This is a genomic window from Amnimonas aquatica, assembly GCF_002943415.1.
GTDB classification, from domain to species: domain Bacteria; phylum Pseudomonadota; class Gammaproteobacteria; order Pseudomonadales; family Moraxellaceae; genus Perlucidibaca; species Perlucidibaca aquatica_A.
Window position 1 is genome coordinate 1 of record NZ_PTQZ01000057.1, and the last position, 8685, is coordinate 8685.

The window sequence follows — 8685 nt, forward strand, 5'->3', positions numbered from 1 at the left end:
CTCAACGTGGCGACGGCTCTTGAGCGGCCGTCTTGGCGCTATCTTGGGACCGGCGGGCGGACCGGCAGGGTTCATCTCGGGTCAGGTCCGGTATCGAATCCGGTCATGGCAACGGTGGGGACAGGGTCGAGGAGCACTGCGGCGGACACCGGCAAGATGGCCGACGGCCCGGCACCGGCCCGATTCGCGGGCAAAAAAAAGCTCACGTCACTGTGAGCTTGTTAATGACCATGAATTGCACAACCGTTCTTGAAAGTGCGTTAACACGTCATGCAACACACAACGGCGGCTTCCGGGAGCGGTTTACAGACGCCCCGGCCGACCGCCGGCAAGCGACGAACGGCGGTTCCCGGCCGGCGGCCGGGCACGGGCAAGGCTCAGAGCGGACGGCGGATCGGCCAGCGCATGACGAAGCGGGCGCCGCCCAGGCGCTCGCTGGTATCGACATGGATGCGGCCGCCGAACCAGTAGACGATGCGGCTGACGATGGACAGGCCCAGGCCGTAGCCACCGGTGCTGCGGGTGCGGCTGTCATCCAGGCGGGTGAAGGGCTCGAAGATGCGCTCGCGGCTCTCCTCGGGAATGCCGGGGCCGTCATCCTCCACGGTCAGCACCGCCCACTCGCCGTCGCGCCGCACCGTGGCCCGCACTTCGCCATCGGCGTAGCGCAGCGCATTGCCGACCAGGTTCTGCACCACGCGGTGCAGGTAGCGCGGCACCGACTCGACCACGAAGCCGCGCTCGGCCTGGGCGATGAAGCGGATCGGCTTGCGCAGGGCATCGGTCTCGCGCTGGATGCGTGCCATCAGCTCGAAGACATCGACCAGCTCGTAGTCCAGCCTGGGCCGGCCCTGCTCCAGGTTGGCGTAGGTGAGGATCTCGTCGATCAGCTGGTTGAGCTGGGAGATGTCCTCGTCCAGCAGGTCCAGCTGGTGCATGCGGTCCTCTTCATCGGGCGCGCCGGCCATCATCTCCATGCCGAAGCGCAAGCGTGCCAGCGGCGTGCGCAATTCGTGCGACACCGCCTGGGTCAGCTCGCGCTGGGTGTCGATGAGACGTTTCACATGCCCGGCCATCTGGTTCAGCGTATCGGCCAGGCGACTGATCTCGTCCTGGCCGGAGACCACGGCGCGCGCGCTCAGGTCACCCTCGCGCAGCCGCTTCACGGTCACCGACACCGCCTGCAGCTTGGCTTCGAAGACGTGGATGATGGCGTAGGCGCCGAGGGTGATCAGCAGCAGGCTGAGCACGGCCGCCAGCACCAGCCCCTGTATCGGCAGCGGATCGAACAGGTCGAACGGCCCCAGCACCAGCACCTTGCCCGGATCGGACTGGCTCGGCGCCACCACGGTAATGGCGGATCGCCCCCCGCTCGGCGTCATTTCCCGGAAATTGACGACGATCTCGTCCTGCCGCAGGCGCAGGCGCTGGTCGCGGTCGAGCTTCACCTCGGCGACCGGCTGCAGCGCCATGGGAAAGCCGACGAAGGGGGCCAGCGTGCGCAGGCGCACGTCTTCCTGCCCCGGATAGTTGGCCAGGTCCTCGAGGTAGAAGTTGGCAGCCGCGCGCGCCTGCTGCTCGCCGATGCCGCTGAGCTCGGAGGCGATGTAGGACGGCCGGCCGGGCATGGGCACGCGGATGTAGATCTCGTTGGCGCCACCACCGGCACGGCGCACCACGGCATAGCCCTGGTCGAGGCGGGCCTGTTCGCGCCAGGTCGGTTCGAAGGGCAGCTGGCGGATCAGCGCCAGCGGCGCGTCCAGGAGCTGGGCCGCATCCTGCAGCCAGTACTCGCGCTGCGACTCGGCCTGGCGCGCCACCGCGATGGCGGTGATGTGGTAGAGCGCGGTCGACATGCGCTCGGTGTAGGTCTGCGCCCGCTCGGCATTGACGTAGTAGAGGATGCCGTAGGCGCAGGTGCTGACCAGGACGACAACCAGGAGGATGCCGCCATAGATCCCGACGAAGATGCTCTTCGGACGGAACAGTCGCAGCATCAGATACCGACGCTGCCGCTGTCCTTCACGAACAGGTAGCCCTTGCTGCGCACCGTCTTGATGATGCGCGGACTGTCGGGATCATCGCCGATCTTCGGCCGGATGCGGGAAATGCGCACGTCGATGGAGCGATCCTGGCCGTCGTACTCGATGCCGCGCAGCTTGGCGAAGATGTCCTCGCGCGACAGCGTCTTGCCGGCGTGCGACGCCAGCAGCCAGAGCAGGTCGTATTCGGCGCTGGTGAAATCGACCGGCTGGCCGGCCAGCGTCACCGAACGGGCGCCGTTGTCGATCACCAGCTCGCCGAAGATCAGGCGCTGCGCCGTGCCTTCGCTGCTTTCGCCGCGGCGCAGCTGGGCGCGGATGCGGGCCAGCAGCACGCGCGGCTGCACCGGCTTGGGCACGTAGTCGTCGGCGCCCATTTCCAGGCCCAGCACCTGATCCATGTCGTCGGTGCGGGCAGTGAGCATGATGATGGGCTGGTGGAAGTGGCTGCGCACCTCGCGGCAGACGGTCAGGCCGTCGGCGCCGGGCAGCATGACATCGAGCACCACCAGATCCGGCTGTTCGTCGATGATGCGGCGGATGGCACGCTGGCCGTCACCCTCGATGCTGACTTCCAGCCCGTTGCGGATCAGGTATTCCTGCGTCAGCTCGGCCAGGCGCTGGTCGTCTTCGACAATCAGAATTCTCGGAGGCGCTTCGTGAGATGCCATGCACATGCTCCCTCTAGTTATGTCCGGCATCAGTGGCTTGGCGCCGGCCGACAGCCGTATCAGCTTGAAAATTCAGGGCCTGCCACGCAGCGCCCGCGCCGCCATGATAAGCCATCGACGCGGCGCGCCCAAGCGCCCGCGCGTCAGGCGACGAACACACTATATCTTGTATTTTCACGCAAGTGTCTGACGGGCGGGAAAATCTCCCGTTATCCCCAGCACAGCCCCCAGGTTGCCAACAACTTATCCACAGAAATGCCGTGGCGGCAAAAATTCAAAACCGGCTATGTTGTAGCTGCATGACCACAAAAAACACAAGATGTAGCGTCATGGCAGAAAAAACGCTGGACACGGACCCGGCTCCTGCCGTTTTATACACACATCGCCGAGAGCCTCCGGAAAGAGGGGCAGCGGCCCGTTTGTTCCGCGCGAACAACGCGCGAAAGACACTACATCTAGTACTGACGACACCGCCACCAGCGCGGCAACAAGAGCCAGGCAGCCCCCCCCATGGCCTGCCGCCACAGCGCCGAGGATCCCATGCAAGCAGACATCTTTGCCGAAGCCACCACCCACAAGAAGGTCGACGACCTGCAGGCCACGGCCCCCGGCCAGCTGCGCGTGATCAAGCGCAACGGCGCCGTGGTCAGCTATGACGACAGCAAGATCGCGCTCGCCATCAGCAAGGCCTTCCTCGCCGTCGAGGGCAGCGCCGCCGCCAGCTCCGCCCGCATCCACGAGACCGTGGCGCAGCTCACCACCATGGTCAGCGGCACCTTCAAGCGCCGCATGCCGACCGGCGGCATGGTGCACATCGAGGAAATCCAGGACCAGGTCGAACTGGCCCTGATGCGCTCCGGCGAACAGAAGGTCGCGCGCTCCTACGTGCTCTACCGTGACGAGCGCGCCCGCGCCCGCGACATCGCAGCGCCGTCGGTCCGGCACCACCCGACCCTGCACGTGATCAAGGCCGACGGCAGCCGCGAGCTGCTCGACCTCGGCCGCCTGGAAGGCCTGGTCGCGAACGCCTGCGAGGGCCTGACCGGCGTCGAGCCGACGGCCATCGTCGAGGACACGCTGCGCAACCTCTACGACGGCGCCCGCGAGGCCGACATCAACAACGTGCTGGTCATGTGTGCCCGCGTGCTGATCGAGCAGGAACCGAACTACACCTACGTCACCGCCCGTCTGCTGCTCGANCCCTGCCGGCCTACATCGCCCGCGGCATCGAGCTGGAACTGCTGGACCCGCTGCTCAGCGCCTACGACCTGGCGCGCCTGGGCGCGGCGCTCAAGCCCGAGCGCGACTTCCAGTTCACCTACCTCGGCCTGCAGACCCTGTACGACCGCTACTTCCTGCACAGCAACGACATCCGCTTCGAACTGCCGCAGATCTTCTTCATGCGCGTCGCCATGGGCCTGGCCCTGCGCGAGGAAGGCGACCGCGAAGCCCGCGCCATCGAGTTCTACGACCTGATGTCGAGCTTCGACTACATGGCCTCGACGCCAACCCTGTTCAATGCCGGCACCCTGCGTCCGCAGCTGTCGTCCTGCTACCTGACCACGGTGCCGGACGACCTGTTCGGCATCTACGGCGCCATCCAGGACAACGCCATGCTGTCCAAGTGGGCCGGCGGCCTCGGCAACGACTGGACCCCGGTGCGCGCGCTCGGCGCCTACATCAAGGGCACCAACGGCAAGTCGCAAGGCGTGGTGCCCTTCCTCAAGGTCGCCAACGACACCGCGGTCGCGGTCAACCAGGGCGGCAAGCGCAAGGGCGCGGTCTGCGCCTACCTGGAAACCTGGCACCTCGACATCGAGGAGTTCGTCGAGCTGCGCAAGAACACCGGCGACGACCGCCGCCGCACCCATGACATGAACACCGCCAACTGGGTGCCCGACCTGTTCATGAAGCGCGTCTTCGACAACGGCACCTGGACCCTGTTCTCGCCATCCGACGTGCCCGACCTGCACGACCTCTACGGCAAGGCCTTCGAACAGCGCTACACCGAGTACGAACGCCTCTGCGACACCGGCGAAATGCGCCTGTTCAAGCGCGTGCAGGCCCAGGACCTGTGGCGCAAGATGCTGTCCATGCTGTTCGAGACCGGCCACCCCTGGATCACCTTCAAGGACGTCTGCAACCTGCGCTCGCCGCAGCAGCACGTCGGTGTCGTGCACTCCTCCAACCTGTGCACGGAAATCACGCTGAACACCAGCAAGGAAGAGATCGCGGTCTGCAACCTGGGCTCGGTCAACCTGGTCAACCACGTCACCGAGGCCGGCCTCGACCAGGACAAGCTGCGCCGCACCGTGCGCACCGCCGTGCGCATGCTCGACAACGTCATCGACATCAACTACTACGCGGTCAAGGCCGCCGAGACCTCGAACCTGCGCCACCGCCCGGTCGGCCTCGGCATCATGGGCTTCCAGGACGCCCTGTACGTGCAGAAGCTGGCCTACGCCAGCAATGATGCCGTGGTCTTCGCCGACCGTTCCATGGAAGCCATCAGCTACTATGCCATCGAGGCCTCCAGCGAGCTGGCCGCCGAGCGCGGCCGCTACTCCAGCTTCGAAGGCTCGCTGTGGAGCCGCGGCATCCTCCCGATCGACTCGCTGTGGGCGATCGCCGAGCACCGCGGCCCGCAGTACGTCGAGGTCGACTTCAGCCAGACCCTGGACTGGGCCACGCTGCGCGAGAAGGTCAAGACCGTCGGCATGCGCAACTCCAACGTCATGGCCATCGCGCCGACGGCGACCATCTCGAACATCTGCGGCGTGTCGCAGTCGATCGAGCCGACCTACCAGAACCTGTACGTGAAATCGAACCTCTCCGGCGAGTTCACCGTGGTCAATCCGTACCTGGTGCACGAGCTCAAGGATCGCGGCCTGTGGGACGCGGTCATGGTCAACGACCTCAAGTACTACGAAGGCTCGGTGCAGAAGCTCGACCGCGTGCCGGCCGACATGAAGGCCGTCTACGCCACCGCGTTCGAGATCGAGCCGCGCTGGCTGGTGGACGCCGGCGCCCGTCGCCAGAAGTGGATCGACCAGGCCCAGTCGCTGAACCTGTACATCGCCGAGGCGTCGGGCAAAAAGCTCGACATCACCTACCGCATGGCGTGGTACCGTGGCCTCAAGACCACCTACTACCTCCGTGCCATGGGCGCCACCGCCGCCGAGAAGTCCACCGTCTCCGACGGCGCGCTGAACGCGGTGAAGGCCCAGATCGAGGAAATGGTCGAGGCGGCACCCGTGCCCCTGGCCTGCTCGATCGACAACCCGGATTGCGAAGCCTGCCAGTAAGGCCGGCTTCCCGAATGTGCAGAGGAGACAGACATGATCAGCTGGGATGACTTCAATGAGGACGAAAAGCCCACCGCGAAAGCATCGCCTGCGTCGGCAGGAGCTGCGCAAGCAGCTCCGGTCGCAGCAGCTGCGCCGGCACCTGCAGTGGTATCTGCTGCAGCACCCGCAGCAGAACCTCCCGTTCGTGGACTTGAGGCCCCTGCTGCCATCGTCGACGCCGCCATCCAGCGCGTGAACAGCGAGGCCCGTGTCGCCGAGGAAGGTTCGGCGCACGAGCGCGCCGCCGCCGCCCTGGCCCAGCTTGACGCTGCCGCCGGCCTGGAAGAGCTGGAAATGGGCGCCGGACGCATCCAGGTCGACGACAAGCGCATGATCAACTGCCGCGCCGACCTCAACCAGCTGGTGCCGTTCAAGTACGACTGGGCCTGGCAGAAGTACCTCGACGGCTGCGCCAACCACTGGATGCCGCAGGAAGTGAACATGTCCAAGGACGTGTCCATGTGGAAGTCCGGCGATGGCCAGCTCACCGCCGACGAACGCCTGATCGTCATGCGCTCGCTGGGCTTCTTCTCCACCGCCGACTCGCTGGTGGCGAACAACCTGGTGCTCGCGCTGTACCGCCACATCACCAACCCCGAATGCCGCCAGTACCTGCTGCGCCAGGCCTTCGAGGAAGCCATCCACACCCATGCCTACCAGTACTGCATCCAGTCGCTGGGCATCGATGAAGGCGAAGTCTTCAACATGTACCGCGAGGTGCCCAGCGTCGCCCGCAAGGCCGCCTGGGGCCTGAAGTACACGCAGTCGCTGAGCGACCCGACTTTCAAGACCGGCACGCCGGAGGCCGACCAGCGCCTGCTGCGCAACCTGATCGCGTTCTACTGCGTGCTCGAAGGCACCTTCTTCTACTGCGGCTTCACCCAGATCCTGTCCATGGGCCGCCGCAACAAGATGACCGGCGTCGCCGAGCAGTTCCAGTACATCCTGCGCGACGAGTCCATGCACGTGAACTTCGGCATCGACGTGATCAACCAGATCAAGATCGAGAACCCGCACCTGTGGACCAAGGCCTTCCAGCTCGAAGCCACGCAGATGATCCTCGAAGGCACCCAGCTCGAAGTCGAATACGCGCGCGACACCATGCCGCGCGGCGTGCTCGGCATGAACGCGGCCATGATGGAGGAATACCTGCAGTTCATCGCCAACCGCCGCCTGGTGCAGCTCGGCCTGCCGGAACAGTTCCCCGGCGTGAAGAACCCCTTCCCGTGGATGTCCGAGATCATGGACCTGCGCAAGGAAAAGAACTTCTTCGAAACCCGCGTCACCGAGTACCAGACCGGTGGCGCACTGGCCTGGTGACCTGACATGAGGCAGCGTTCCCTGCTCCTGCTGCTCCTGGTCATCGCCGTGGCAGCGACATCGTTCTGGTGGCAGGCCGAGCACGCCGCCACCGGCGATGACGCGGCTGTCGAACCGCTGGCACTGCCGGCGGATGCCAGCACCGAGGAGAAGCTGACCCTGACCCGCGAGGCCGCGGATGCCGTGCGCGCCGAGAACGAGGAGCTGGAATCGCGCATCGAGGACCTGGAAAGCCAGGCCGAGGATGCACGCAAGCTCATCGACCTGAAAGCCGCTCGTCTGCAAGCACTGGAAAAGCCGGAGGCTGCTCAGTAACTTGTGACGCATGTGTCGTCACAAGCTGCTGCCCCGGATCCGACCTGTGCGCCCGAGCCCGTCCCTTCTGCTGTGTTCCCTGCTGCTGATGCTCGCGCCGGCCGCTATCGCGGCGGGCCCGGCCATCGACCCGTCCGACTGCGTGCGCGTTGCCACCGGCCCCGGCCCGGACGACATCGCGCTGCAGCCGGGACAGGCGCCCCGGCTGATCATCTCCAGCCATGACCGCCGACGCTTCTCGCGCTCCGGCGACATCTACGCCTACACCCCGGCGAACAACAGCATGATCGTGCTGTCGCGCAGCGGCGAGCCGGAGGACTTCAGGCTGCGCCCGCACGGCATCGACCTGGTGCAGCGCAACGGGCGCTGGTGGCTGTACGTGATCAGCCATGACCGGGAGCTGGTCAGCGACCAGCACAGCCTGATGATCTACGAACTCGTCGGCGACACGCTGCGCTTCCACCAGCAGCTGACCTCGCCGCTGCTGAGCGCGCCCAATGATGTCGCGGTGGCCGACAACGGCGATATCTACGTCACCAACGAGCGCAAGGACGGCGCCAGCATCGTCGAGTGGCTGTTCCTGCAGCGCAAGGCCAATGTCGTGGTCTACCGGCCGGGACAGGGCTGGCAGGTCGCCGCCGACGAACTCGCCATCGCCAACGGCATCCTGATCCAAGGCCGCACGGTGTGGGTGTCGCAGACGCTGGGCGAAGGCCTGGTGCGTTACCAGCGCCAGGCTGACGGCCACCTCGACCAGCGCACCCAGGTCACCAGCCTGTCGCTGATCGACGGCATCGGCAGCGGCCGCAACGGGCACCTGCTGACCACCTCCTACCCGTCGCTGATCGGTCTCGGCCTGCACTGGCAGCGCCAGCGTTCGAAGGCGCGCACCCGCGTCCACGACATCGACCCGCAGAGCGGTACCAGCCGCGTGCTGTTCGAGGATGACGGCGGCGTCATCAGCGCCATCAGCAGCGTGGTGGCCCTCGG

The 8685-nt window shown here is 66.0% G+C and carries 5 protein-coding genes and 1 pseudogene; 4 read left to right on the forward strand and 2 right to left on the reverse strand.

The window, feature by feature from the left end:
* Positions 1 to 377: 377 nt before the first annotated feature.
* Together C5O18_RS03805 and C5O18_RS03810 are read right to left on the reverse strand one after the other, a co-directional pair.
* Positions 378 to 1997: an ATP-binding protein gene (locus tag C5O18_RS03805; protein ID WP_105191609.1), complete on the reverse strand. Its 1620-nt coding sequence runs from the start codon at positions 1995 to 1997 to the stop codon at positions 378 to 380.
* On the reverse strand, positions 1997 to 2713 hold the full coding sequence (locus C5O18_RS03810; RefSeq protein WP_105191615.1) for a response regulator: 717 nt from the start codon (positions 2711 to 2713) through the stop codon (positions 1997 to 1999). Before C5O18_RS03810 ends, C5O18_RS03805 begins: the two co-directional genes overlap by 1 nt.
* Positions 2714 to 3253: 540 nt before the next feature.
* Between C5O18_RS03810 and C5O18_RS03815 the strand changes: the two are divergent.
* The 4 genes and pseudogenes from C5O18_RS03815 to C5O18_RS03830 all read left to right on the forward strand — a co-directional run.
* Positions 3254 to 6018 (forward strand): annotated as a pseudogene (locus tag C5O18_RS03815) (ribonucleoside-diphosphate reductase subunit alpha).
* Positions 6019 to 6051: 33 nt separating this feature from the next.
* Complete coding sequence (locus C5O18_RS03820; RefSeq protein WP_105191611.1) at positions 6052 to 7380, forward strand: ribonucleotide-diphosphate reductase subunit beta; 1329 nt, start codon at positions 6052 to 6054, stop codon at positions 7378 to 7380.
* A gap of 6 nt (positions 7381 to 7386) precedes the next feature.
* Positions 7387 to 7695, forward strand: a complete 309-nt coding sequence (locus tag C5O18_RS03825) for a hypothetical protein (protein WP_105191613.1) — start codon at positions 7387 to 7389, stop codon at positions 7693 to 7695.
* 46 nt (positions 7696 to 7741) lie between these two features.
* Positions 7742 to 8685 (forward strand): SMP-30/gluconolactonase/LRE family protein (locus tag C5O18_RS03830; protein ID WP_158249258.1); only part of this gene is annotated, 944 nt, incomplete at its 3' end.

What these genes read in the sequence shown, in the direction of transcription:
- C5O18_RS03805 (WP_105191609.1), bottom strand. Translation starts at nt 1,997, where the DNA reads ATGCTGCGACTGTTCCGTCCGAAGAGCATCTTCGTCGGGATCTATGGC.
- C5O18_RS03810 (WP_105191615.1), bottom strand. Translation starts at nt 2,713, where the DNA reads ATGGCATCTCACGAAGCGCCTCCGAGAATTCTGATTGTCGAAGACGAC.
- C5O18_RS03820 (WP_105191611.1), top strand. Translation starts at nt 6,052, where the DNA reads ATGATCAGCTGGGATGACTTCAATGAGGACGAAAAGCCCACCGCGAAA.
- C5O18_RS03825 (WP_105191613.1), top strand. Translation starts at nt 7,387, where the DNA reads ATGAGGCAGCGTTCCCTGCTCCTGCTGCTCCTGGTCATCGCCGTGGCA.